24 protein-coding genes are annotated in these 24,215 nt (G+C 33.0%); 14 read left to right on the top strand and 10 right to left on the bottom strand.

From position 1 onward, the window contains the following. Nucleotides 1–59: 59 nt before the first annotated feature. Nucleotides 60–1,487 carry a hypothetical protein gene (locus tag ACNQGJ_RS05400; RefSeq protein WP_417971949.1) on the bottom strand — a complete coding sequence of 476 codons (1,428 nt, stop codon included), beginning with the start codon at nt 1,485–1,487 and terminating at the stop codon, nt 60–62. Between the two features lie 116 nt (nt 1,488–1,603). On the opposite strand from ACNQGJ_RS05400, the gene ACNQGJ_RS05405 reads away from it, so the two are divergent. Next, a complete protein-coding gene (locus ACNQGJ_RS05405; protein ID WP_417971951.1) occupies nt 1,604–2,665 on the top strand; it encodes a sialidase family protein in 1,062 nt (353 codons plus the stop codon). Between the two features lie 68 nt (nt 2,666–2,733). On the opposite strand, the gene ACNQGJ_RS05410 is transcribed toward ACNQGJ_RS05405, so the two are convergent. The 4 genes from ACNQGJ_RS05410 to ACNQGJ_RS05425 all read right to left on the bottom strand — a co-directional run bounded on the left by ACNQGJ_RS05410 (nt 2,734) and on the right by ACNQGJ_RS05425 (nt 5,413). Next, nucleotides 2,734–3,192: a sensor of ECF-type sigma factor gene (locus ACNQGJ_RS05410; protein WP_417971953.1), complete on the bottom strand. Its 459-nt coding sequence runs from the start codon at nt 3,190–3,192 to the stop codon at nt 2,734–2,736. A gap of 48 nt (nt 3,193–3,240) precedes the next feature. Then, nucleotides 3,241–3,654, bottom strand: coding sequence for a hypothetical protein (locus tag ACNQGJ_RS05415; protein WP_417971955.1), 414 nt, complete (start codon nt 3,652–3,654; stop codon nt 3,241–3,243). Between the two features lie 33 nt (nt 3,655–3,687). Beyond that, the gene (locus ACNQGJ_RS05420; RefSeq protein WP_417971957.1) at nt 3,688–4,230 is read right to left on the bottom strand and encodes an RNA polymerase sigma factor; all 543 of its coding nucleotides are present in this window, start codon (nt 4,228–4,230) and stop codon (nt 3,688–3,690) included. Nucleotides 4,231–4,291: 61 nt separating this feature from the next. Then, nucleotides 4,292–5,413 carry an SRPBCC family protein gene (locus ACNQGJ_RS05425; RefSeq protein ID WP_417971959.1) on the bottom strand — a complete coding sequence of 374 codons (1,122 nt, stop codon included), beginning with the start codon at nt 5,411–5,413 and terminating at the stop codon, nt 4,292–4,294. Nucleotides 5,414–5,960: 547 nt separating this feature from the next. Here ACNQGJ_RS05425 and ACNQGJ_RS05430 point away from each other — a divergent pair. Next, entirely contained in the window at nt 5,961–6,347 is a 387-nt protein-coding gene (locus ACNQGJ_RS05430) for a pyrophosphohydrolase domain-containing protein (RefSeq protein WP_417971961.1), read from the top strand. A gap of 97 nt (nt 6,348–6,444) precedes the next feature. Here the strand turns inward: ACNQGJ_RS05430 and ACNQGJ_RS05435 are convergent, their stop codons facing one another. After that, entirely contained in the window at nt 6,445–7,512 is a 1,068-nt protein-coding gene (locus ACNQGJ_RS05435) for a branched-chain amino acid aminotransferase (protein ID WP_417971963.1), read from the bottom strand. A 304-nt stretch (nt 7,513–7,816) separates the two neighbouring features. Between ACNQGJ_RS05435 and mnmC2 the strand changes: the two genes are divergently transcribed. Both mnmC2 and ACNQGJ_RS05445 read left to right on the top strand, forming a co-directional pair. Beyond that, nucleotides 7,817–8,479 (top strand): tRNA (5-methylaminomethyl-2-thiouridine)(34)-methyltransferase MnmC2, encoded by a 663-nt coding sequence (gene mnmC2 / locus ACNQGJ_RS05440; protein ID WP_417971965.1) that lies wholly within the window; start codon nt 7,817–7,819, stop codon nt 8,477–8,479. A 161-nt stretch (nt 8,480–8,640) separates the two neighbouring features. Then, nucleotides 8,641–8,838: a hypothetical protein gene (locus tag ACNQGJ_RS05445; RefSeq protein WP_099716298.1), complete on the top strand. Its 198-nt coding sequence runs from the start codon at nt 8,641–8,643 to the stop codon at nt 8,836–8,838. Nucleotides 8,839–8,869: 31 nt separating this feature from the next. Here the strand turns inward: ACNQGJ_RS05445 and ACNQGJ_RS05450 are convergent, their stop codons facing one another. Continuing rightward, nucleotides 8,870–9,811, bottom strand: coding sequence for a LysR substrate-binding domain-containing protein (locus ACNQGJ_RS05450; RefSeq protein ID WP_417971967.1), 942 nt, complete (start codon nt 9,809–9,811; stop codon nt 8,870–8,872). Between the two features lie 98 nt (nt 9,812–9,909). Between ACNQGJ_RS05450 and ACNQGJ_RS05455 the strand changes: the two genes are divergently transcribed. The 4 genes from ACNQGJ_RS05455 to can all read left to right on the top strand — a co-directional run bounded on the left by ACNQGJ_RS05455 (nt 9,910) and on the right by can (nt 13,268). After that, entirely contained in the window at nt 9,910–10,389 is a 480-nt protein-coding gene (locus tag ACNQGJ_RS05455) for a Dps family protein (protein ID WP_417971969.1), read from the top strand. Nucleotides 10,390–10,506: 117 nt separating this feature from the next. Next, nucleotides 10,507–10,788, top strand: a complete 282-nt coding sequence (locus ACNQGJ_RS05460; protein ID WP_417971971.1) for a hypothetical protein — start codon at nt 10,507–10,509, stop codon at nt 10,786–10,788. An 85-nt stretch (nt 10,789–10,873) separates the two neighbouring features. After that, nucleotides 10,874–12,532 (top strand): SulP family inorganic anion transporter, encoded by a 1,659-nt coding sequence (locus ACNQGJ_RS05465; protein WP_417971973.1) that lies wholly within the window; start codon nt 10,874–10,876, stop codon nt 12,530–12,532. 100 nt (nt 12,533–12,632) lie between these two features. Next, nucleotides 12,633–13,268 (top strand): carbonate dehydratase, encoded by a 636-nt coding sequence (gene can, locus ACNQGJ_RS05470; RefSeq protein WP_417971975.1) that lies wholly within the window; start codon nt 12,633–12,635, stop codon nt 13,266–13,268. A 28-nt stretch (nt 13,269–13,296) separates the two neighbouring features. On the opposite strand, the gene ACNQGJ_RS05475 is transcribed toward can, so the two are convergent. Beyond that, the gene (locus tag ACNQGJ_RS05475; RefSeq protein WP_417971977.1) at nt 13,297–14,496 is read right to left on the bottom strand and encodes an LETM1-related biofilm-associated protein; all 1,200 of its coding nucleotides are present in this window, start codon (nt 14,494–14,496) and stop codon (nt 13,297–13,299) included. A gap of 284 nt (nt 14,497–14,780) precedes the next feature. After that, nucleotides 14,781–15,557: a superoxide dismutase gene (locus tag ACNQGJ_RS05480; RefSeq protein ID WP_470303336.1), complete on the bottom strand. Its 777-nt coding sequence runs from the start codon at nt 15,555–15,557 to the stop codon at nt 14,781–14,783. A 287-nt stretch (nt 15,558–15,844) separates the two neighbouring features. Here ACNQGJ_RS05480 and ACNQGJ_RS05485 point away from each other — a divergent pair, with 287 nt between their 5' ends. From ACNQGJ_RS05485 to ACNQGJ_RS05510, 6 genes are all read left to right on the top strand, one after another. After that, the gene (locus ACNQGJ_RS05485) at nt 15,845–16,762 is read left to right on the top strand and encodes a YihY/virulence factor BrkB family protein (RefSeq protein ID WP_417971979.1); all 918 of its coding nucleotides are present in this window, start codon (nt 15,845–15,847) and stop codon (nt 16,760–16,762) included. 502 nt (nt 16,763–17,264) lie between these two features. Continuing rightward, complete coding sequence (locus ACNQGJ_RS05490; RefSeq protein ID WP_417971981.1) at nt 17,265–18,416, top strand: hypothetical protein; 1,152 nt, start codon at nt 17,265–17,267, stop codon at nt 18,414–18,416. A gap of 68 nt (nt 18,417–18,484) precedes the next feature. Next, the gene (locus ACNQGJ_RS05495) at nt 18,485–20,110 is read left to right on the top strand and encodes a BCCT family transporter (RefSeq protein ID WP_417971983.1); all 1,626 of its coding nucleotides are present in this window, start codon (nt 18,485–18,487) and stop codon (nt 20,108–20,110) included. 8 nt (nt 20,111–20,118) lie between these two features. Continuing rightward, nucleotides 20,119–20,976 (top strand): universal stress protein, encoded by an 858-nt coding sequence (locus ACNQGJ_RS05500; protein WP_417971984.1) that lies wholly within the window; start codon nt 20,119–20,121, stop codon nt 20,974–20,976. Between the two features lie 262 nt (nt 20,977–21,238). Then, on the top strand, nt 21,239–21,670 hold the full coding sequence (locus tag ACNQGJ_RS05505) for an META domain-containing protein (RefSeq protein WP_417971986.1): 432 nt from the start codon (nt 21,239–21,241) through the stop codon (nt 21,668–21,670). A 105-nt stretch (nt 21,671–21,775) separates the two neighbouring features. Further along, nucleotides 21,776–22,297 carry a DUF4251 domain-containing protein gene (locus ACNQGJ_RS05510; RefSeq protein ID WP_417971988.1) on the top strand — a complete coding sequence of 174 codons (522 nt, stop codon included), beginning with the start codon at nt 21,776–21,778 and terminating at the stop codon, nt 22,295–22,297. Nucleotides 22,298–22,376: 79 nt separating this feature from the next. On the opposite strand, the gene ACNQGJ_RS05515 is transcribed toward ACNQGJ_RS05510, so the two are convergent. Continuing rightward, complete coding sequence (locus ACNQGJ_RS05515; RefSeq protein ID WP_417971990.1) at nt 22,377–24,191, bottom strand: acyl-CoA dehydrogenase family protein; 1,815 nt, start codon at nt 24,189–24,191, stop codon at nt 22,377–22,379. Between the last annotated feature and the right edge of the window lie 24 nt (nt 24,192–24,215).

Raw genomic sequence — 24,215 nt, forward strand, 5'->3', positions numbered from 1 at the left:
CCAATAAAAAAAAACACGGCCCTATTAGCCGTGTTTTTTACGTTTTTTAATGCAGTTTTTTACGATCTTCTGTTGTCATTTCTTGATGAATTGCCTCTTTGAGATTCATTTCTTTGTGGAGCTGATTCTCTTGAAGAATTACCTCTGCTTTGAGATTCTACTCTTTGCGGCGCAGCTTGTCTAGAAGAATTGCCATTGTTTTGTGCTTCTGCTCTTTGTGGAGCAGCTTGTCGAGAAGAGTTGCCTCTGCTTTGAGATTCTGATCTTTGTGGCGCTGCTTGACTACCAGGATTCGTTCTATTTTGCGAATAATCTTTCGTCGCATTTCCTCTTTGTTGCGCTCCCTGACTTGAAGGACTAGTTCTGTTTTGAGAATAATCTCTTGTAGAGTTACCTCTTTGTGGCGCTGCCTGACTAGAAGGATTCGTTCTGTTTTGCGAATAATCTTTCGTCGCATTTCCTCTTTGTTGCGCTCCCTGACTAGAAGGACTAGTTCTGTTTTGAGAATAATCTCTTGTAGAGTTTCCTCTTTGTGGCGTTGCCTGACTTGAAGGACTAGTTCTGTTTTGAGAATAATCTCTTGTAGCGTTTCCTCTTTGTGGCGTTGCCTCACTTGCACGATTAGTTCTGTTTTGAGAGTAATCTCGAGAAGATCCAGACCTTTGCGGTGTTACTTCTCTTGATGAACTAGTTCTGTTTTGAGACCCTGTTCTTCTGTTTGAAGAACCCAATTCATTTCTGGAGCCCCTTGTTTGTTCTAATTCATAGCGGTTGGATACATTAGCATTTCTTCTGGAAAAAGAATAATTTGGATGTTGTCTTTCATAACCGTTTGAACGTCTAGAATTGTGAAGCACGATTGCACGTTCGCTTCTTCGATAATTAACATAATTATAATTGTTATTGATGTTCAAACTAATGTTAATATTATTTCTATATCTGAAAATTGGGAATGGATTCCATGCGTAGTAATACGAAGGATAATAACCCCAATTCCACGCGGAATAATAAGGACTATAATTAGCAGACCAGAATGAAGCATAAATTAGTGGTGTGCTGTAGTAAACGGGTTCGTAAATATAATTTTGACCGTACATGTACACATCTCCTACTACTTGAACGTGAATTTGGTTGTTTCTGTCTTTTTCGACATCAATTGTAGCAACATCCTGATAAACGTCTCGATCGATAACAGATTGAATGATAATTAGGTGAGTCCTATTTTCGACAGTTTCAATAACTCTTAAATAATCCACCTCATTGTCATTATTCAAATCTAAATTTGATATTTGTAATTCAGGATCATTCAGGCGTCGTTCAAAATCCTGTAGATTTCTTGAGTCACCAAAAATAGAAGCAACAGCTCTCAAATCAAGATTGTCACTAATTTCATTATTCATTGCATATACTGATGTTCGATCCTGTGCCTGTATTTGTGTTGCGAAAACAGAGGTCAATAGGCTCAGTAGTAAAAGTTTAGTTTTCATAATTAATTGGATTAGGTTTATTCTTTTTTTGATTATCCAATTACTGTGCCAATAAATTGGATCGTTATTTACTGTTCATATTAATAATTGTAAATTAGCCATAAAATTTATATAAAATGAGAACTTTTTTTTTGATTCTATTCATTTCAAGTGTCGTGTTATCCTGTAAAACAGCTAATTTTGCGGTCAAAAATGATGCTAAGGTTGAATTTCAATCTGTTATAGTAGATACGTTATTTCAGGATAAAATAAGCATTCGGGCTATTTTAATTGATGCACATAAAATTTGGTTTGCTGCTGATAAAGGAAGATTTGGTTTTTTTGATTTGGATAATAATCAAAAATTTGAAAGCAAAATTATCAAAGATTCTTTGGACCTTGAGTTTAGAAGTAACGCGAAAACAAAAAAGCATATTTTTATTCTAAATGTTGGAAATCCAGCGCTACTTTATCAAATTTCAAAAAACGGAAAAGAAACAAAATTAGTATATCAGGAAAATCATGAGAAAGTGTTTTATGATAGCATGCAATTTTGGAATGATAGGGAAGGTATTGCGATGGGAGACCCAATTGCAGATTGTCTGAACATAATTATTACACGAGACGGTGGAAATTCATGGCATAAGGTGCCGGCTAATAAATTACCAAAGGTGATTGTTGGAGAAGCTGCTTTTGCCGCTAGTAACACTAATATTATAATCAAAGGGAATAATACCTGGATTGTCTCCGGTGGAAAAAAATCAAGAGTTTTTTATTCTCCTGATACTGGAAATTCATGGACCGTGTACGATACGCCAATAGTGCAAGGGAAATCAATGACCGGAATTTTTACTGCAGATTTTTATGATGCTCAAACCGGATTTATTGCCGGAGGAGATTATGAAGTGCGAAATCAAAATTTTTCTAATAAAGCGATCACCCTAGATGGTGGAAAAACATGGAGGCTAACAGCAGAAAATCAAGCTTTCGGATACGCTTCTTGTGTTCAATATATCCCTGAGAGTAATGGTAAAGGGTTGGTGACTGTAGGTTTTTCAGGAGTGTATTATTCCTTGGACGGTGGTATTTCATGGAAACAAATATCAACGGATTCCACTCTTAATACGATTAGATTTATAGATAAGCAGACGGCAATTGCAGCGGGACAAAATAAAATGATTCGCATCAGATTTAAATAACGAAAAATACCTTAAGTCCAAATAAATCAAGGCTTAAGGTATTTTTGAATTAATAAAAATAAATAATATTACTTTTTATGACCTTTGTTACGATATTGTTGTAGCAATTTTCTGTTGAAATCTTCTTCCGCTTTTTTAAGTTTAACTATTTTTACAGCAGGTAAAATTGTTTTTACATTTTGCATGAATTTTTTTCGCAATAAAAACAACTCTTCTTCCGTATCTTCTATTTGAGCCAAAAAGGTATTGGCTTCTTTTTCAGTTATTTTATCTAGAGATCCATCACTCATGCGTCTCATGTAGGTTCTCATTTTCTGATGCCTCAGTTCAAATTGTTTGTCATCGAATGTATTGTAGATCGGCCAGAATCTTTCGGATTCATTAGTTGTTAAGTCTAATTCGGTCGTGAAAAAAGCAGCTTTTAAGGCTTTTATTTGCTCTTTTTTCTCTTTCATGCTTTCGCCTTGAGCGTAAAAGTTGAAAGAAACCAATAGCAATAATACCGGTATTAATTTTTTTATATTCATTTTTTATTTATTTAAATATGGCTTTAAATGGAAGCTTTATAATATTGTTTATTCTAAAATAAGATTTTCTAAGTTTGAATTTACTGATAATTGTTCCTCTATCGCTTCATCTTCTAAAACAATACTGGTATGAATGTTATTAATATCTTCGGATTCTAATACACTTATTAAATCATATTGATTAACATTAGATTGATATGTAATATAATTTTCTAACTCCGCAGCATCTATTTCTTTTGTGTTTGTCGAAGAAGAACCAAAAAATGGAATCATTAAAGCAAATACTAAAACAGCTGCAACCATCAGTACTAAACTTTTTCTTTTTTGAAATATAGAAATTACTTTTGGCTCGTTTTTAGGCAATTGCGCCATCATTTTGACTGAAAAATTTTCAAAATAGTGGTCTGGAATTTTAAATCCAGCTTCAATTTTAGGTTTGTTCTCTAATTTAAATGTTTTCATAATATATTTTAGACAGTGTTAAAGCTAAAAGGTTTAATTTGTCGAAACAAAAGCTTCAATTTTTTTTACAGCGAGATGATAAGATGCTTTTAATCCACCAACGGTGGTTCCCAGAATTTCCGAAATTTCTTCATACTTCAATTCTTGAAAATATTTCATTTTAAAAATCAATTGTTGTTTTTCAGGCAATAATGCAATCGCTTTTTGTAATTTTATTTGGATTTCATTTCCGTCAAAAAACACATCGGCTTCCAGATTATCAATCGTTTTGTTTTGTAACGTTTCAGATGAGATACCGCTTGTTTTTGATTTTTGTTTTAAAAACGTCAAGGATTCATTAGTTGCAATACGGTACATCCATGAAAAAAGTTTACTTTCTCCTTTGAAATTTTTCAGATTTTGAAATATTTTTATAAAAGTATTTTGCAATACATCATCCGCATCATCGTGATTCAAAACAATGTTACGAATGTGATTGTATAACGGTCTCTGATAATCCTGTAATAACCGCTGAAACGCTTGATTTTGCGTTTTAGGGTTCAACAAATGATTTATAAATTCCTGTTCTTCTTGCAAAACGATTATTTAAGAGTTAGAATAGAATTTATTAAAAAGGTTTAAACAGTAAAAAAAAACATTAAAATTCAGACTCTTCTTCTTCCTTATTTATTACTGGTGCCGGTGTTTTTACGGCTTCTTCTTTTTTGACAACAGCGCGAGGGATCGCAGCTACAGGAATTACTTTGGGTTTTAATGGATAGTAAATTTCCGTAACCCATTTTGAAGGGTTTTTAATTTCTGTTTTACTGATAATTAAATTCTCTAGGTGAGAGAATGCAGGGTTAATCTCTATTTTATTAGTGTTAATGTATTTTATTGTTTTATCTAAAGCTTCTTTTTTATGCGAATAATCGCCCGTTAAAGTTGTTTTAACGGCGTCGAATGCTTCTAGTTTTCCAGTTAAAATATCACTTCCCGAGCTCGTTAAAATTTGGTTTTTTATGGGTACACAAAAAGATAATTTAGTCAATCCGCTTACGGCATCATAAGTGTGATAAATTATGAATGGTTTTCCATTTAGTTCAATACTATTTTTATCGCAAAAAGCAATTATTTTTGGGAATACGATCTGAGCATTTTTATTGACCTTTGAAATTTCACTGGTAAAGGTTTGTCTCAAATAAAATGTTCCGAGTTTTTGTGCCAATCCATTTACTTTTACAGCAAAAGTATTTATTTCAAAATCAAGAGTTTTGTCTAAGTTTGCTAAACTCTTTTCATACGTTTTTCCTATAATTTTATTTATTCCTCCTTTAAAGGTTGTATAAACTTTCATGGTGAAACTCATTTTCCCAGTTGTTTTCCATGTCACCTTGGTTCCACCAATTGTATCTTTAAAACTCCAAAAAACGGATGATGATGTTCCGTTATAATTCATTTTTTGAGAAATACTGTCATTCTCTTTTACAAAAACAGTTAACATGTCACCGGTTCCATCTTTTCCTTGCCATGAAAAGGTAGCTCCTGGACCAATTGTTTTTTTAGGATACGTAATCTGCATTTCAGGATCTTCAAGAATCCATGAACTAAAATCTTCCCAGTTTCTATAATCATTAATAAAATTATATACTGTAGCTCTTGGAGAATTTATAATTTGACTTCTTTCAACGGTAAAATCTCCTTTTTGTGTTGCCACAAAAATGGATAAAGCCACAAAACTTAGCAATAATAAAAGAAATAAGTATTTTAAAATCCTCATAATATACAGGTTTGTTAATTTTTGTAAAGTTAAAGATTTTATTTACAAGTCATAGAAAGCGCTAAATAAATATAGAGTGTCTTCTAGATAAAGGAGGTGCAGCTGCAAGTTTTGGTTTGAATTTAAGGACGTTTATACGACAATCAACAGCTGTATTTTTAGTTGTTTTCGAATAAAAAACTAAACAAGTACAATTGTTATTCATTAGTATTGAATCATTTGCATTAAATGCAGAACGCATTATGTGGCCAGAATTATTTGTTTATTTTAAAAAAAAACTAACGTTTAAAAAATACTTTTATCAAAAATAAAATTCCAATAAAAATTCCAAATCCTATCAGAATCTTGTAATTTCCTTGATAAAACTGTTTATGAATTCTAATATCTTTTCGATAGGCGTAAAATGCAGCGATAATAAATGCTACAAAAAACAAGCCTGCAAACACTAATTGACCTTGGCTAAACATAGTTTAAATTATTTCTAGCAAATTTAGGTAATAGTTTAGAAATAGTTGCTAATTTGCCTTTTCATTTATTAAAATAAAAAATGCAAAAACAGATAAACTCAGTTAAAGAATTTCATACGGCTTTTAAAATAGGACACAGCGAAATTCCTACAGCTGATCTAGGGGAAAGCAAACACACGCTTCGTTATAACTTAATGAAAGAGGAAAACGAAGAATATCTTGAGGCTGTTCAGAACAATGATTTGATTGAAATTGCTGATGCGTTGGGTGATATGATGTATATACTATGTGGAACTATAATTGAACATGGTCTGCAGCATAAAATAGAAGCAGTTTTTGACGAAATTCAACGCAGTAATATGAGTAAGTTGGGTAAAGACGGCAACCCTATTTACCGTGAAGATGGCAAAGTGATGAAAGGTCCCAATTATTTTAAACCTGATTTCTCTAAAATAATTAGTGAATAGTATCTCCTGTTTTATTTCATACTTGATACACAGATAAGATAAAAAAAAGCGATTTTCATATTGAAAACCGCTTTTTTTAAATCATGAAAGAGAAGAATTAGACTTTAACAGTCCATCCAAAAGTGTCTTCTTCCAGTTTGTTTTGTATATTTTCCAATTTGCTTTTTAGTTGTAAAGCCATTGTGTTTTCAGTTTTTGGCAATTCATAATAAACATCTTGGTAGGAGAAACCAGAAATTGGACTTACAACAGCGGCCGTTCCTGCTCCAAAAATTTCTTTTAAAGTTCCGTTCTTAGCAGCCTCTACAAGCTCATGTACTAAAACCGAACGAATATCTACATTAATTCCTTCACTTTTTGCTAAATCAATAAGCGTTTTTCTAGTCACACCATCCAGAATTCTTTCACTAGTAGGAGCCGTTAATAATGTATCGTTTATTCTAAAAAACACATTCATCGTACCCGCTTCTTCCAGTTTAGTATGGGTTGCATCATCAGTCCAAATTACCTGTTGAAAACCTTCTTTGTTCGCTAAATTTGTTGGGTAAAATTGAGCAGCATAATTTCCAGCAGCTTTTGCAGCACCTATTCCTCCATTTGCAGCGCGACTGAAATGTTCCGCAATTAGTACTTTTACGTCGCCAGAATAATACGAACTGACGGGTGATAAAAGAATCATGAATTTATAGTTATCGGAAGGATTAGCAATTACCCCGGTTCCAGTTGCAATCATAAATGGTCTGATGTACATGGCATTTCCTTTTCCTTTCTTAATCCATGCTTCGTCTAACTGCAACAATTGATTTAGACCGCTCATAAATATCTCTTCAGGAACTTCCGGCATAGCCATTCTTACTGCAGAGGTATTAAAACGCTTGTAGTTTTCATCAGGTCTAAAGAGCCAAACGTCATCATTTTCGTCTTTGTAAGCTTTCATACCTTCAAAAATTGCTTGACCATAATGAAAAACCCTTGTAGACGGGTCTAACAAAAATGGTGCATAAGGCTTAATGACTGGTTTCTGCCATTCCCCATTTGTAAAATCACATTCAAATAAATGATCTGTAAAAACAGAACCAAAGCTTAAGTTGGAAAAATCAACTTCATTTATTTTTGAAGAGGGAGCTTTTATTGTTTCAATTTTGTTAGTTTGAGTAGTACTCATAGTAAAGTATTATTTTTTTGATTTGTTTTAAATGACGAACTGAAGCTTAAAAAAACTTAATTTTTATAAGTTGAAGTTTAATCTTTGCAAAATTAAATAAAAATCAACAAAATACTTGTCAAAAACCTATTAATTATAGGTTTTATCTAAGATTTGTTTGCATTTTAAAAAAAGTAAAAAAATCAGCCCCATTTCTATTAATTATACATTAAATATCGGTTTTTCAGAAGCAAACGTCTTAGATTTTGATTAATTTTGGACAAAAATTAAAGCTTTTAATTTAGTATAACCTCAAAATTCAATTTTGAAAAGAGAAATAATCCAAACACTTGATGGTTCAACTACCATTCAAATAGCAGAATGGGATGAATGTTATCATTCTAAACATGGTGCCATTCAAGAAGCACAGCATGTATTTATAAAAAATGGCCTTTCATTATTTCAAAACAGGAATGTCTCTATTTTGGAAATAGGATTTGGCACAGGTTTAAATGCCTTTATAACGTTGCTGGAGTCAAAAAAAATGCAGCAATCGATTGATTATGTCGGTGTTGAAGCCTATCCAATTTCAGAAGATGAAGTTGGATTAATGAATTATGTCACGGAATTAAACGCAACTCAAGAAAGCGCAATTTTTGATAAAATGCACAAAAGTAATTGGGGAGAAAAAATTCATTTAAGATCGGATTTTTCACTCACAAAAAGGAAGCAATTTTTTGAAGAAATTGATGATATCAATCAATTTGATTTGATTTATTTTGATGCTTTTGGGTATAGAGTGCAACCTGAATTATGGAGTACGGCTATTTTTGAGCAGATGTATAAGGCGCTTAAAAGTACTGGTGTTCTGGTTACTTATGCTGCTAGAGGTGTTGTAAAAAGGAGTATGATTGAAGTGGGCTTTACTGTCGAAAAACTAGCAGGACCACCGGGAAAAAGAGAGATGTTTCGCGCTACAAAGAACTAATTTTTGTCATTTAAGTCGTTTGTTATCAGGGTTTTATTGTGATATCAAAAGAATTAATAATTAAAAAAATAAAACTAAGTTAAATAGTTTTGATGTAAAAAAAAAAGATGTATTTTTACATCACTTTAGAATATGATATATAATTAAAATCAGCGTTTATTATGTCAAAAATCATGTATGATTATACAAAATCAATTTTAGAAAGAGTTAGTTTTGATCCATTGCTCTTTTGCAAGGAATTAGAGAAAGCCATCAAAACATTGTTACCCTACGAAATGGAGCAATTGCGAGAATGGTTATTAAATTTTACAATTGGAAAACCAGAATTAAAACAATGTTTACTAATCGTAAATTCATAAAAAAAAGGAACCGTAAAACGGTTCTTTTTTTTTATTTTTTAGGAAGTGAGCTTATAATTTGAACATTCTGAAATACGATAGCACCTTTTATAACTCCTGCAATCGTATTTCGAAGCGCATCAATTATCTGTATTTTTAATTCGCTTTTAGGGAAGATGAGACTGACTTCTCGGGCAGGTTTAGGTTCCTTAAAATGACGTAGTTTTACTTTGTCAGATTCTTTTAAATCTAAGGTATGTAAATAGGGAAGTAATGTTGTTCCTAAACCTTCATCGGCTAATTTTATAAGGGTTTCGAAACTTCCGCTTTCAATTTGAAAACGACTCATTTCATTTCTACTTACATTTTTGCATAAATTTAAAATTCCGTCGCGAAAACAGTGCCCGTCTTGTAAAAGCAAGATTTCATCTATATTTAGATCTGAAACTTCTATTTCTTCTTTTTGAAAATGATGGTGACTTTCTGGAATGTACGCTACAAAAGGCTCGTAATATAATACAATTTCTTTTATTTTTTCCTCTAACAAAGGTGTCGCGGCAATGGCGGCATCAAGATGGCCATTGTTTAATTTTATTATAATTTCTTCGGTATTTAACTCTTCGATTATGAGTTTTACTTTTGGGTATTTTTTAATAAAATTATTCAAGAACATGGGCAATAAAGTGGGCATAATAGTCGGAATTATTCCCAATCTGAATTCTCCGCCAATAAATCCTTTTTGTTGTTCTACTATATCATGAATCCTGTCAGCTTCATTGACGATGTTTTTTGCTTGGTTTACAATTTTTAAACCAATATCAGTAAGTTGAATTGGTTTTTTGGTTCTGTCAAATATCTGAATACTTAATTCTTCTTCTATTTTTTGAATCTGCATACTCAGTGTAGGTTGAGTTACAAAACATTTTTCGGCTGCTAAAGTAAAATTTTTGTGCTCTGCCACAGCAAGAACATATTTTAATTGAGTGATTGTCATCTTTTATAGTAATATCTAATGCAAATATAAAAACAATCAATTTGACTTATAGTGTAAAGAAGTATTTTCTTGTGTATTTTTGTATAAAATAAAAAAAGATGAAAACAAATATTTTAGGATTACCCGTTAAAGAATCAGAATTGATCGTTAGTGAATTGAATATTTTGTTGTCTAATTTCCAAGTGTATTATCAAAATTTAAGAGGGATTCATTGGAATATTAGAGGGAAACGTTTTTTTGATTTACATGTTAAATTTGAAGAATTGTACACTGATGCCCAAATTAAAATTGATTTAATTGCTGAAAGAGTTTTAACTGTTGGAGGAACGCCACTGCACACTTTTGAGGATTATATAAAAAACAATCAGCTAGCTGTAGGTGAAAATATTTCAAACGATGAAAAAGCAGTACATTTAATTGTTACTTCATTGTCCCATTTGTTAAAAATAGAAAGAGCGATTCTGGACAAATCGGGGGAAATAAATGATGAAGGAACAAATTCGATGATGAGTGATTTTATATCAGAACAAGAAAAGACAATCTGGATGATGCAAGCTTGGTTAGAAGAAAGTTTGTAGTTTAGTAAAAAACGGAATGAAATAAGTTCACGTTTTGTACTTTGATTAATTGTTAATTTTTTTTAATTTTATAAAAATAGTTGTTAATTTAATTAAGTTAATTCTATTTTTGTACAAATGAAAATAATATCTAAAATATTTTTAATTGTATTTATCGCTTTTCTCATCACTCCAACTGTAGTTACGGTGATTGAGAAAAGCGCAGATATTTCTATTTTCTATAGCATTTCCGAAGAAGAACAGCCGCATAAAGAAATTAAAACCTTTTTTTATTTGGAAACTCCTACTGAGGTTGTTATTTCATTAAAATCATCGTCTATTGCTATTCTATCTGAGAATTTATCAAAACACGATAATATTACCTCCTCGATATTTATTCCCCCACCCAACGAAGTTTAATACAATTTTTGATTTTAATTTTTTAAAATCAATTTTCACATCTACATGTGAAGAAATTTTTGTGTTCAATCTTTAGTTTGGTATTATGACAAAAAAAATCAATCTTTTTGCTAGCCTTAAATCCGATTTCGCATCTGGTTTAGTGGTTTTTTTGGTGGCGCTGCCTTTGTGTTTAGGTATTGCAATGGCTTCTGGTGCTCCTTTATTTTCGGGAATTATTTCAGGAATCGTAGGAGGAATTGTTGTGGGCTATTTAAGCACATCAAATATAAGTGTCTCTGGTCCTGCCGCGGGTTTGACTGCAATTGTTCTTACAGCAATTACGGATTTAGGCGCTTATGATATTTTTTTAACTGCAGTTTTCATCGCCGGTTTCATACAATTAATATTTGGATTTGTCAAAGCTGGGAGTATTTCTAATTATTTTCCCACGAATGTCATTGAAGGAATGTTAGCAGGGATTGGAATAATTATTATTCTGAAACAGTTGCCGCACGCGTTTGGTTACGACAATGATTTTGAAGGAGATCAAGCGTTTTCACAAATGGATGGCAGTAATACATTTTCGACGTTGTTTCGTATTTTTGATTATATCCAAATAGGCGCGATAGTTATTACATTGGTTTCTGTTGTTATTTTGATTTCTTGGGAAAAAGTTCCTTTTTTGAAAAAATTAAAATTAGTTCCGTCAGCCTTAATTGCAGTGGCTCTCGGTGTTATTTTAAATGAAATTTTCGTTAGCGCCGGAAGTGCATTAGCTATTGGAAAAGAACATTTGGTATCTTTACCAGTTCCATCATCTTTCGAAGAATTTAAATCTATTATTATAACTCCTAACTTTTCAGGCCTTACGAATCCTAAAGTTTGGGTCGTAGCATTTACAATCGCTATTGTTGCTTCGATTGAGACGCTTTTAAGTATAGAAGCGTCGGATCGAATGGATGTCCAAAAACGCTACACTGACACTGATAAGGAATTAAAAGCGCAAGGAGTAGGTAATATGGTGAGTTCACTTTTAGGCGGCTTACCATTGACATCTGTAATTGTACGTTCCTCTGCCAACAATAATGCAGGAGCCAAATCTAAAATGTCAACCGTTATTCATGGATTTTTGTTATTGACAAGTGTCTTGGCCATTCCCGTGGTTCTGAATAAAATTCCCTTGGCTACTCTTGCCGCTATCTTAATCTTAATTGGATACAAACTGGCTAAACCAGCTACATTCAAACATTTTTGGAAAAAAGGTAAATATCAATTTGTGCCTTTTATTGCCACATTATTAGCAGTTGTATTTTTGGATTTATTAAAAGGAGTCGCTCTGGGTATTCTTATCAGTATTATTTTTGTTTTAAAAGGGAATCTTAAAAGAGCTTATAATTTTAGAAAAGAGGAATATGCAGATGGAGATGTAATTCATATTGATTTGGCTCAGGAAGTTTCTTTCTTGAATAAAGCGGCAATTAAACAAACATTAAATCAAATTCCGGAAAATTCTAAGGTTATAATTGATGCTAAAGATACGGTGTATATTGCGCATGATATTTTGGATTTAATCCATGAATTTAAAACCACCAGAGCTGTCGATACTAATATAAAGGTGAAGCTGCGCGGATTTAAAAAAGCCTATCAGTTGGAAAATACTGAAGGAACTCAAAATCACGTGAGTATAGAGCATTATTATGATGCCGCAAAAAGAGTTATGGTCAATAAGGTAATAGTCGATGAGGTCTCCATCAAAGAATAAAATTATATTAATATAGGATTTAATTTAAAAAAAGGAGTTTCTTTACATTGTACTGATAAGTGACGAAATGATGTATAAATAAAATAATTACACAAAGATTATGAGCGATTTTTATGAAAAAATGTTAGAGAATAACAAAAAATGGGTTGAAAGTTGTTTAGCGAGTGATCCAAATTGTTTTGAAGATCTTGCCAAAGGTCAAACACCGCCATTATTGTGGATCGGTTGTTCAGATAGTAGAGTTCCTGCCAATGAAATTATAGGGGCAAAGTCTGGAGAAGTTTTTGTACATAGAAACATAGCCAATATGGTTGTGCATAGTGATATGAATATGTTGAGCGTGTTGGATTATGCGGTGAATGTATTGAAAGTAAAGCATGTACTGGTATGCGGACATTACGGTTGCGGAGGAATCAAAGCAGCAATGGGGAATGATTCAATTGGTATTATTGACAACTGGATTCGACACATTAAAGATGTATACCGTTTGCACAACAGCTATTTAGATTCTATCAAAGATGAAACAGAACGATTTAATACTTTTGTCGAATTAAATGTAAAAGAACAAGTGTTTGATTTAGCCAAAACATCAATAGTACAGGCTGCGTGGAAAAATGGTCAAGATTTAACCTTGCACGGATGGGTTTACGGACTTAATTCTGGTTTTGTAACAGATTTAAATGTAAACATCAGTTCCGAAAAAGATTTGGACGAAGTATACCAACTGAAATTTTAATATAAAAAAAGCCGCTCATGCGGCTTTTTTATTCGTTATCAAGATTTTCATTAAAGGCAGAAGGCAATAGAGTAGGGATGAATTTAATTAAGATTGGCAACAACAAACTACCACCAGGAAGTAAAAATATAGTCAGCGAAGGAATGGTTTTACAAATTTCCAACAATTGTTTTTTGACTTTTTTCTTTTCTTTTTCGTCTAAATCTCTTCGAGTTGAGTAGGCCAACAATACCATTAATTCTTTGCTTTGCACAATTTCCTTTATCAATCTATTTTTATTGCGACTTATTAGTGTAACGACACTTTGAGTCGTTTGATCGTAAAAATGCTTGACAGGGTTTGAATAATTGAAATACGGTATTTCTTTTTTATGTTTCGTTATAAATGAATTGGTACTATCGATGCTTTGTTTTACAAAATCATCAGAAACCGATACTGTTTCAGCCAATGAATGTAAAAAATAGGCTTCATCATTTTCAATTTTGCCATCACTCCATAAGGCCATTCCAGCAATATCTATCAAATAAAATTTTTCTAATTCACTTGTAAAATAATCCAATTGCAGTGTTTCGAGACTTTGTACAGAAATTCGGGAAAATTTGCTGTACCGAATTGAGGCTTCAAAAAGTTTTATCAATAAATCATCATATTGGGATTTTTTAGATTTAATTTTTAAAGCGAGTGTCACAATATTTACAATGGTCTCTTCAATTTTCTTCAGGTATTTTTCCGGAATTTCACCCTGTTTTAGGTATTGACGAAAGGCCAGTACATCGATAAAAAGTAACGCATTAGTTACCAGATGGGAGAAATTTTTACTGATGATACTCTCATTCGTCTGAACACGCTCATCAATTATTTTTTCCAGTGTCAAGGAGAGAGAATTTTTAGGAAGTATCTTTTTAAACAAACTGAAACCTTGAGGATTCATTTGATTGTAAAAAGAAACCGTTTGTTTAATGAAATTTTCAGAACTCTTTTCGTCACTATCCATGCAAAAAACACTATATAAAGTATTTAAGAGTGCAACTTTTGATATCTCTTCTTTAAACCATCCTTTAGTTTCAATTGCATTGTCAGTATCAAATGTGATGATATGTCCATAGATAAATCCTGTTTCTCTAACTTTTTGATAAAATGTATCTGTAGTTTTAGAAACTGTTTTCTCTGAAGTTTTTTGTTCAATAAAAAATTTATCTATCCAACCTGATGCCGAAGGGTTAATCATTGCTTTAATTTAAAGGTACAAAGCTATACTTTTTTGTGATAGTTTTAACTGGTGTTTTTTAGTTTAACACAGATATTGCGGTTAATTACTACTGTTTTTTTACTTTTAAACAGGATAAATTTAATTGGTACAATTATTACTGAAAAAGACCCAGAATCACGCAATAGTTTCACTGCATTAATTTAAAAATTAAGTGTTGGTAGATTGGTGATTGATACTTGGTATATTGTATCTATAGCAATTAAAGCCCTGAATTACAATGAAAACAGGGCTTTTAAAAGTATTTAAGAATTGTAAAGCGCTTCGGCTGCGTCCCAATTTACAACATTCCAAAAAGAAGCAATATAATCGGCTCTGCGGTTTTGATTTTTTAGATAATAAGCATGTTCCCAAACGTCTAAAGCTAAAACAGGTTTTCCTTTTAATCCTTTACCACGCAAACTCATCAATGGATTATCCTGATTTGCTGTAGAACCGATAACTAATTTACCATCCTGAACTACTAACCAAGCCCAGCCGGAACCAAAACGTTTCATCGAAGCATCACTAAATTGTTTTTTAAATTCATCTAAAGAACCAAAAGTAGTTGTTATTGCGTCCCCTAATTTTCCTTTTGGAGTACCGCCGCCATTTGGCTTCATTAAACTCCAAAATAAGCTGTGATTGTAGTGTCCGCCCCCATTATTACGAATAGCTTCTGGAAATTTTGATATTTTTCCGAAGATACTTTCCAGTGATTTAGAATGGTCAACTAAGTTATTATCCAATGTTTCGATTGCTTTGTTCAAATTTGTCACGTAACCTTGATGGTGTTTGCTGTAATGAATTTCCATTGTCATTTTATCAATATGTGGCTCTAAAGCATCATACGCATAAGGTAATTTTGGAAGGCTATAGTTTCCCTGGAAGTCCATCGTTTCAACATCAGGCAGTTGATTTTCTATTTTTAAAGAGTTTTCAGACGCAAAAGCACTATTGAATACGCTAGAACCAATAAGCGTCCCAGTCGAAAGTATTGCTGTTTGTTTTAAAAAATTTCTTCGTGTATTATTATTTTCCATAAGTTGAAAATTTATCCTAAAAAGGTTATTAAATAAGTTATAAATTTAATCATTAAAAAATAGGGACGGGTTAAGAAAGACTTAAAATTTAGTTCCTGTTTTGTTACCAATAGGTTGTTCAGTTTAAAATTGTATCTGAATTATCTGAAATTCATTTCTTATTTGTATCAAATATCTTTGTAATTTTGAAAATAAAAATAAATGGATTCTCATCGAAAGAGCTCCTTTTATCGTAAATAAATGACAATCAGATTCCTTATCTTTTGAAAGGAAATAAAAATATAAAAATGAAACATAAAGAAATAGCCCTAACGAGCTGGAGTTTACTCAAGCGTACTTATCATGAATTTGACGATGATAATGCCATAAAATTAAGTGCTTCATTATCTTATTATACTATTTTTTCATTGCCTCCACTGTTAATTATTATTCTGTCAATTTTTAGTTTTTTCTTTGGAAGAGAAGCGGTAACAGGACGTTTTTTTGGACAAATTAATGGTATGGTTGGCAATGAAGCAGCAATGCAAATTCAAGAGACAATTAAGAACATAGAACTCTCGGACAGTAATACATTTGCTGCTATTTTCGGAGGAATAATGCTGCTAATAGGTGCTTCTGGTGTGTTTGCTGAAATTCAGAGTTCCATCAATTTTATTTGGGGCTTGAAAGCAAAACCCAACAAAGGAATTATAAAATTTATAAAAAATAGATTAATGTCATTTTCGATGATTGCTTCTGTTGGTTTTTTATTAATGGTGAGTTTAATGGTCAATACAGTAATGGATGTTATAAACACTCGGTTACTGGTTTATTTCCCTGATACGACGGTTTATATATTTTATATTTTCAATTTAATAATCTTGTTTGCAACAACGACAATGCTATTTGCAATTATTTTCAAAACCTTACCAGATGGCGATATTGCTTGGAAAGATGCTTTGATAGGTTCAAGTTTTACTTCTTTTTTCTTTATGTTTGGTAAATTTGCTATTGGATTTTATTTAGGAAGTTCAACTGTTGCAACCGTTTATGGTGCTGCAGGATCAATCATAATTATTTTAATTTGGGTGTATTATTCGGCTATAATCTTATATTTTGGAGCTGAATTTACTAAAGTGTACGCCAATGCTCATGGCAATAAAATCATCCCAAATGCCTATGCCGTAGCAATTAAGGTGGAAGTTGTAGAAGTTAAAAAGAATTAAATATTTTAATTTTACCCAAATAATTTTCTAAGATTAAATTAATACGCCTGATTTGGGCTCAATTGTCGTAATAATTTTTTACAAATAATTTGAAAAATTGATCCAAATGAAAAGTTTTGTCTTTTGTAAAAGCTTTCTTTTTAGCAATTAAAATACAAATAACTCAAGGTTTTGTCGATTTAAAATACAATCCTCTGAAACACGCTTAATTATTGATTAACAATAGTTTAGCTTTTTTTAGCTACCTTTGAACCTCATTATTTTACCTTTTCAAGACGCATTTTAATGGAAAATTTTGATATTGGTTAAAGATTCGTAGGCATTTAAGTGCTTTTAAAATACATATCGTTTACCATTAGCAGAAACTAATTTTGTTTACAATTTTTATAAAGTTGGCATGGACAAAGGTTAATCAAATTTAGCCGATACCGATGGAGGACGACTATATATTAATTTCGAAAATTTTCACTGCAATCACAATTTATTAATTTTTCAATAAAACATGTTAAAAAAAACTACCCATTTACGATTATCAAAAACCTTTTACCTTGCCTTATTTGGCTTGCTACTTGCATTTCCTGTAATGGCTCAGGATAAACCAGAACTCAAACTTGGCGGGGCACTACGTTTTAATTATAATTTGTCTTCATGGAAAGAAGGTCAGAAAAAACGCGGAGGAGATTTTGGGTATGATATGTTTCGGATAAATGCCAAAGGTGCTTACAAGGGAATATTTTTCGATGCCGAATACAGATTATATTCAGAAGATTTTGGTGGCGGATTTTTAAAACAAGGTTGGCTTGGTTACAATTTCAATAAAAGAGATCAAATTCATATCGGTTTAACTCAAGTCCCTTTCGGTATACAACAATACAACTCTCACAATTGGTTTTTTAATCTGACTTACTATGTAGGGCTGGAAGATGATCATGATATGGGTATTAAATACATGCACACAGGAGAAAACTTTGAATATCAACTGGCATTCTTTAAAAATGCCGAAGAACTAAGATTTGGCAGCAACACCGAAACCTCTCCAGACCGATATTCTTATGATATTGCAGGCAGAAACAAAGAAGTAAATCAATTCAACGGAAAGATTATTTATAAATTTGGAAGTGAATCAACAAATAGATTGGGATTCTCCGTGCAATATGGAGGTCTATATAATCTTGACACTGAGGAAATGGGCGAACGAGGTGCATTTGCTGCTCATTACGAAATAACAAAAGGGAAATGGAACGCAAAAGCTCAAGTCCTTACTGCTTTCCATGATCCAGAGAATGTTGAAGGAGAATCTACAGCCGTAATTACAATGGCCGCTTATGGAGCTCCGTATGAAATTGCATCAGATTTTAACATATACTCCCTGGGGGTTTCTAGAAATGTTCCTGTCGAATGGGGGCCAGTTACGAATATGCAGTTTTATAATGATTTTGCTTTTATGCAGAAAAAAACGACCGGATTTACGGATTCTTACATGAATGTAACCGGCGCACTAATCACTGCAGGAAGTGTATATACTTATATTGATTATGCAGTGGGATACAATCATTCTTGGTTAGGCGGAAATTTTGTGGACGATTTTGCCAAAGGGAATCCCGAAGCTAAATGGGAAGCAAGGTTTAACATTAATATTGGCTATTATTTTTAGCGTTTATTAAAAATAGTAAGAGGGAAACTCTTGAAAAAATTAAATAATAATAAAAACCAAAATGCTTTATGGCTAAGAAAATTATAAGAAGCGATGAGAGAAAATCCTTTTTTGGATTAGAAGTGAATGGGCCTGTGTTCTTTACATCCGCAATTACCGTTATGATCATCATAACATTAACCCTAATGTTTAAGGAAGGAGCAGAACAATTTTTTACTACAATTCAGAATTTTGTTGCTGATAAGGCGGGCTGGTTCTTTATATTAAGCGTAAATGTATTTTTAATATTTATGATTTATCTGGCATTCAGTAAATTTGGCCACTTGAGGATTGGTGGACAAAGTGCAAAACCCGAATTTAAAACTCTTTCTTGGTTTGCAATGTTATTCAGTGCCGGAATGGGAATTGGACTGTTGTTCTGGAGTATTTCAGAACCAATTTATCATTTTCTCAGCCCACCAATGGCAGAAGGCGGAACTGCTGAAGCAGCGAAGGATGCTATGAAATTTACCTTTTTACATTGGGGTTTTCATGCTTGGGCAGTTTATGCACTGGTGGGATTGTCTCTGGCATATTTCACGTATTCCCGAGGTCTTCCACTCACGATCAGATCAATTTTTTATCCTTATTTAGGAGATAGAATTTACGGAAAAATTGGCGATGCAATAGATATTTTTGCAGTCCTAGCTACATTATTTGGACTTGCCACATCATTAGGAATGGGCGTTCAACAAATTGCAGCAGGATTAAATCACCTTTTTGCGGTAGATAACGGTGTAGAAACCCAAATTTACTTAATTGCCGGAATAACCTTGATTGCTACTATTTCAGTAGTTTTGGGAGTAGATAAAGGAGTGCGAGTTTTGAGTGAATGGAATATGAGAGTAGCAGTGCTATTTCTTTTTATAGTAGTGATATTAGGACCAACCATCTTTATTTTTAAGTCCTTCATACAAAATACAGGAAGTTATTTATCCAGTTTTCTGGAAGTTGCCACTTGGACTGAAAGTTACACAGGTGGAAATTGGCAAAATGCCTGGACCATTTTTTACTGGGGATGGTGGATTGCCTGGTCTCCTTTTGTGGGAATGTTTATAGCCCGTATTTCTAAAGGGCGCACGGTACGTGAGTTTATTTTGGGAGTTTTATTAGTTCCCTCCATTGTAACTTTTTTCTGGATTTCAGCTTTTGGAAGTACAGCTTTACATCAAACGCTTCTGGGAGATGATACTATCGCAAATGCCGTGAATGATAATGTTGCCACCGCCCTGTTTGTGTTTTTAGAAGACTACCCTTTTGCATTTATTCTTAACATTATTGCTATAATTTTAATTGCAGGATTCTTTATTACCTCTTCAGATTCCGGTTCTTTAGTAGTAGATAATTTAACTTCCGGCGGTAAAATAGACGCGCCAGTAAGTCAAAGGATCTTTTGGTCCGTTGCTGAGGGTAGCATTGCGGCGGTTCTTTTAATAGGCGGCGGATTAAAGGCTCTTCAAACCGCCACTATAGTAACTGGGCTTCCCTTTGCCTTGATTTTGATAGTCATGTGCTTTTCCCTTTACAAAGGTTTAAGCGAAGATCTTAAGAAACTAAATAAGCGGGCTTCTCAGAAAGAACTTGAAAACTATGAGGAGATAGTTTCGGATATCATTAAAAAACAGAATACGAAACAGCATAATAACATAAAATAACACTAACTATGACTGAAATAAAAAACATATTGGTCGCTTTAGACCTTTCAGATATTGATAGCACCTTAATTGAATATGCATCATTTGTTGCAGAAACACTTCATGTTAAAAAAGTGTACTTTGTACATAATATTAAAAAGTTTGAGATCTCGGAATTATTTGAAGAACAGTTGAAGGATATTAATCTTGACGAAATAATTGGTAGTGAGTTAAATGAAAAGGTAGAGCGAGAATTTACATCTTTAGTAGATTGGGAAGTACTTATTTCCGAAGATCCTTATTCTGAATCCCTTATTAGTTATATTGTAAACAAATATGAGATTCAGTTGGCTTTAATTGGAAATAAAAACAAATCAAAAGGTACGGGAGTCGTAAGTGGAAAATTATTGCGGATGCTTAAATGCAGTATTTTATCGATACCTAAAAATGCAAAACCGATTATTACAAATATTTGGGTGGGAACGGATTTTTCAACTGCTTCTCATAAGGTTTTTGAAGTAGCCGAAAATTTACAGAGCGTCGTGGCAGCTAAAGTAAAAGCTGTACATGTTTATAATGTGCCGCTTCAATTCTCGCCGTACATTCCAAAAGAGCATCTAAATTCAAAAATAGAAATTCATTTACAAGAAAAATATGATAAATTTATAAAAAAGATTAGATTTAAAGGTGACTTAACGTCAGAAATCATCCAAGGAAGGGATAGCGGGGTTGCAGAAAAACTGCGGAGCAAAGCCGAAGCATCTGGGGCAGATCTCATTATGGTTGGAGATAAAGGCCGGAATACCTTCTCCTCTTTACTTGTAGGAAGCGTTACCGAGGAGATTTTCAATCAAGATCTGGAAATACCTTTGTGGATCGTAAAGTAGCACATTCAAACTTGACCTAAGCAAACACCAGTTATTGAAAAAAATGGGTTTGTCTCTGGATGCAGTAAGTTTTTCGCAAATGCTTAGGGAGGAGTGAAATGAGGCAAAAAGACATTAGATGCACATGCTTGATTTAAAAAGTTTGATGTCTTTAAAATCTAATTTTTGTAAGACAATTTTCTGTGCTTTTTATTTCGAAAAATAGTACATTGGCAATGTTTTTGCACCATTTAAAAGAGTATAATAATGAAAAACTGATCTCATGAAAAAAATAATTCTGTCGCTTACTGTTCTGCTTTTTGTATTTATTTCTTGCAATTCCCTTAAAACAATCACAGGCAAAACAGCGTCACTTGAAGGAACATGGGAGTTGAATTATGTTACAGTACCAAGTATTGCTTTTGATGGATTGTATCCAAATAAAAAACCAACGATTAATTTTGACTTAAAAGAAAATCGTTTTTCAGGAGATACTAGTTGTAATAATTACACTGGAAAATTAAGTGTAAAAGGAAATACAATTAGTTTCAAAGGACCAATTACGATAACCAAAAAGATGTGTTTGGATGGTAATGGTGAAAGTGTGTACGTATCATTGTTAGAAAAAATAGATTCCTATTCTGTTTCTGAAGATGGAAAAATTTTGAATTTTATTATGGGCGATATCGCAGTGATGCGTTTTGAAAAAAAATAAATGTAATGTGTTAAAACAATTTGCTTTCAGAACCTTTGAGCATGTCTTTAATAAAGGTTTTTTAAATTTTTAAATACGACAATCAAAATATTACAAATGGATATTATGAAAATAAAACTATCAATTTCAGTAATTTTTTTGTCATTAATTCTGGCTACTGGCTATGGGCAAGAAAAAAGTAAAAAACAATTAAGAAAAGAACGTAAAATAGAGAAGCTAAAACAGACAGCGGCTTTAGTTGATGCTAAAAAATTTATTTTTATTGGAAGAACAGCTTTGCCTCAAGGGTTTAGGAGCATGGATTTAAGCACAAATCCAAATTATGTACAATTTTATCCAGATACGATCAAGAGTGAAATGCCATTCTTTGGACGAGCATTTAGTGGCGTTGGGTATGGTAATGATGTAGGATTACATTTTGAAGGAATTCCTCAAGAATTTACTGTTGAAAAAAGTAAAAAGTCCTATCAGATAAAAGCAATTGTTAAAGGTGATAGAGATACATACAGACTTTTGCTTTCCGTTTTCTTCGAGGGTAGTGCAACACTTTCTATTAGTTCCAATAACCGAAGTACGATTTCTTATAATGGAGATATATATAAAATTAAAAATAAAGAAAAGAAGTAATTTAGCGATTGAAATAATAAAAAAAACCGTCTTGTTTTCAGAAACAGAACGGTTTTTTAAACAAATAAATTTCCAAAAACTAGATTATATTAAAACAATATTCATTTTCAGTCACTAATTTAGTTGTGATGATTTCTCTCAATCCTACAATGTTTGGCATGTTTGTATATTTAGTAAAACGACGTAATCCCATAAGCATCATGCGTTGTTCATCGCCTTCAGCAAATGAGATTACACTTTCTTTTCCTTTTTGGGTAACAATATCTACCGCTTTATATAAGTATAGTTTTGCCATGGCAATTTGTTCCTGTACTTTGGCTTCCCCTTCTTTTTTTGCTAATTTCTCCGTTCTCAGAATCGTACTCTCTGCCATATAGATTTCAATCAAGATATCAGAAGCGGCCATTAATAATTGTTGGTGTGCATCTAAGTCCGGACCGTATTTTTGAACCGCTCCGCCTGCAACCATTAAAAATGCTTTTTTCAATTTTCCAATCATTTCTTTTTCTTCGGCAAATAATTCTGCATAATCAGGAGTTTCAAATGACGGAATACCCATTAATTCTTCTTGCACTTTTGATGCAGGTCCCAATAAATCAACATGTCCTTTCATCGCTTTCTTAATCAACATCCCTACAGACAACATTCTATTAATTTCGTTAGTTCCTTCGTAAATACGTGCAATACGCGCATCTCTCCACGCACTTTCCATCGGAGTGTCTTCAGAGAATCCCATTCCACCAAAGATTTGAATTCCTTCATCGGCGCAATTTTGAATGTCTTCAGAAACCGCCACTTTTAATATGGAACATTCAATGGCATATTCTTCAACACCTTTTAATTCTGCTTCTTGATGTGTAGAACCTTCGGCCTCACGAGCAGAGATTCTATCTTCAATATCTTTAGCTGCTCTATAGGAAGCGCTTTCTCCAGCGTAGCAACTTGTCGCCATCTCCGCTAATTTAGCACGGATAGCGCCAAATTGTGCTATTGGAGTATTGAACTGAATTCTTTCATTAGCATACTGTACCGAACTTGCAATCACTCTTCGTTGGGCGTCTAAACAAGCTGCTGCTAATTTTATTCGTCCCACATTTAAAGCGTTCATTGCAATTTTAAAACCGTTTCCTCTTTCAGAAAGCATGTTTTCCACTGGAACTTTTGTCTCATTAAAGAAAACTTGACGTGTAGAAGAGGCACGAATCCCTAATTTATGCTCTTCTTCGCCCATTGAAATTCCGTTGTCTGCAGTATTTTCAAGGATAAAACCGGTAATGTTTTTATCATCACCAATACGGGCAAAAACGATAAACAAAGAACAAAATCCCGCATTCGAAATCCACATCTTTTGACCTGTGATTTTGTAATGTGTCCCATCTTCAGATAAAACTGCTTTCGTTTTACCGGAATTAGCATCAGATCCTGCGCCTGGTTCTGTCAAGCAATAGGCTCCAAACCATTCGCCAGAAGCTAATTTAGGTACGTATTTTTGTTTTTGCTCTTCTGTACCGTACAAAGTGATCGGCATGGTCCCAATTCCGGTATGAGCACCGAAAGCGGTAGAGAAGGATCCCGTTGCTCCTGAAATATAATCGCAAACCAACATCGTCGATACGAAACCCATTCCTAATCCACCATACGCTTCTGGAACTGCAACTCCTAAAAGCCCCAAGTCACCTGCTTTTTTCATGGTTTCTTGTGTGTAAGCATAATCTTTTTTCTCAAAACGATCTTTGTGTGCCCACAATTCTTTATCTACAAACTCTTTTACAGAGTCACGCATCATTAACTGCTCTTCTGAGAAATCCTCTGGAGTAAAGATATCTTCGCACTTCGTTTCTTTTACGAGGAATTGACCGCCACGGGTTACGTTTTTTTCAATTGTATCTGCCATTTCTTGTTATTTTAATGATGAATT

It is taken from the genome of Flavobacterium cryophilum, from assembly GCF_048286555.1.
Lineage (GTDB): Bacteria > Bacteroidota > Bacteroidia > Flavobacteriales > Flavobacteriaceae > Flavobacterium.